2 protein-coding genes and 1 pseudogene are annotated in these 1691 nt (G+C 35.9%); all 3 read right to left on the bottom strand.

All coding sequences use genetic code 11. The features are described 5' to 3' along the window. A pseudogene (locus ABEW73_RS33730) lies at window positions 1–229 on the bottom strand (hypothetical protein); the annotation flags it as partial. A gap of 48 nt (window positions 230–277) precedes the next feature. After that, window positions 278–748 carry a hypothetical protein gene (locus ABEW73_RS33725; RefSeq protein ID WP_430173889.1) on the bottom strand — a complete coding sequence of 157 codons (471 nt, stop codon included), beginning with the start codon at window positions 746–748 and terminating at the stop codon, window positions 278–280. 18 nt (window positions 749–766) lie between these two features. Beyond that, window positions 767–1691: EndoU domain-containing protein (locus tag ABEW73_RS33720; RefSeq protein WP_430173890.1), on the bottom strand; the 925-nt coding region annotated here is incomplete at its 5' end.

Below are 1691 nucleotides of genomic sequence, written 5' to 3'. Positions count from 1 at the left end.
TGACGAAATCAGACTCCCCCAAGTCTGAGCTCGCATCCGAATTCGCTTGAATATCAAGAAAGCTCTCCCGATCTTTAATGATCGAATAATGATGGGATCGGATAACCTTCCCCCATGAGAAATCAGGTACGCCAAAATAAACCCGAGGTGCATCCATGACGATATCAGGAAGGATTACCGTACCGATCCGTGATGCCAGCCTCTTTAATAGAAAAAACCTATTCCTCATTATCAACTTCATGGAATAGGTTTTTTATTACCAGATATATAGCATTGGTTATGATAATTCGTTATTTTCTATACTCTTAACTTCTAACATTTTTTGTTCAATCCACTTCATAACCATATCTGCCTCCTCTAGAGCAATCACTCCCCTCTCGCTTTTATATTTATAATTTTCATACGCCCAGACCAGTATTATTTTCACAAATTCTACTGTCTCTAATTTACAGATCGGTTCAATTTCATCTTCTTCTTCATCGTAAAAAAGATCTTCAATTATTGTGTAGTCTTTATGAGATGTAACAAACGCTACATTGCCTCCACGCTCGTAACACGGCAATTTGCCTATTAATACATCAAAATAATTATCTATATCAACCTTCAAATCCTCATATGTCAAAAGTATATCAGATCCTAGGGGGTCACTTATCATATTAGCAAATTTCAGAGATTTTTCTTCATCAAAATTTAATACGACTATATCAAACCTCTCCATATGCTTCAATTTATATTTATACTTAATCATTATTTAAATTTCCTCCAATTAATATAAAGGATAAGCTGAAATTATCTTACCATTTCTTAAAACAAACTCTATTTTCATTCCCATACTTGTTATCCCTTGATAAACATTATTTTTTACAACCTCCTTATTATGGAAAGCCTCATTTATTGCATCTATCACTTGCTGTGGAGTCCACTCCTTGGGGAAAAATGTCGATTTAACCTTCTTTAATACTCCATTGACTTCAATATTGGCTCGATATACACCGAACTCATTAGGTGGATCAATATCACCAACGATTTTACCATTACTATTTGGCAATCCTTCATAATGAAATCCATTAGCCTTTCCACCTTTAAGAATCTCACCATCAAAAATATGAGTCAATGCATTTTCTTTTGTTCCTTGTTTAAAGTTTTCAATATTCTGTAAACTATCAAACCATCTCTTTTTCTCTAAAGCTTCAAGCAATTCCTTCTCTATCTTCAGATACTCATCAAACTTGGAAGCTGCTCTTGCACCCGCACTCGCCTCAACATTAGCTTTAACCTTAGCACGCAATTCAGCTTTTCCCTTAGATATCCACTCAACTTCTCCATATTTTGCTTTGAAGTACGCTTCCCAGTCATCACCGGACATCGGATTCTTAGGGTTACCCTGATTACTTGTCGTAGCTTTAGCTTCTGTCTTCGCTTTGGTGTTTGTTTTAGTATTTAAGTTAACTTTCTCATTCTTCAATAACCCATCAATATCTGGAGTCTCTTTTAATAAAGAAGATTTTTTGGCCAGATTCTCTAATCCTATCTCCTTAGAAACTCTATCAATTCCACCTACGCGAGTCTTAGGTGTAGAAATCTGGTCAATCCCATTCATGCTCTTAGCATTATAAGCTCGTTTTGCCCCTTTTAACAGACTACTTGCGAGTATCTTTAGATCCACCGCTCCTAGCATTAACCCTGTCACA

Source organism: Paenibacillus lautus, from assembly GCF_050482385.1.
GTDB classification, from domain to species: domain Bacteria; phylum Bacillota; class Bacilli; order Paenibacillales; family Paenibacillaceae; genus Paenibacillus_AQ; species Paenibacillus_AQ lautus_B.
Note: the sequence above shows the minus strand (reverse complement) of the source record. Positions and strands in the feature narration are given on the sequence as shown.

Excerpts from the sequence above, each read along its gene's own strand:
- ABEW73_RS33725 (WP_430173889.1), bottom strand. The coding sequence starts at position 748 with ATGATTAAGTATAAATATAAATTGAAGCATATGGAGAGGTTTGATATA.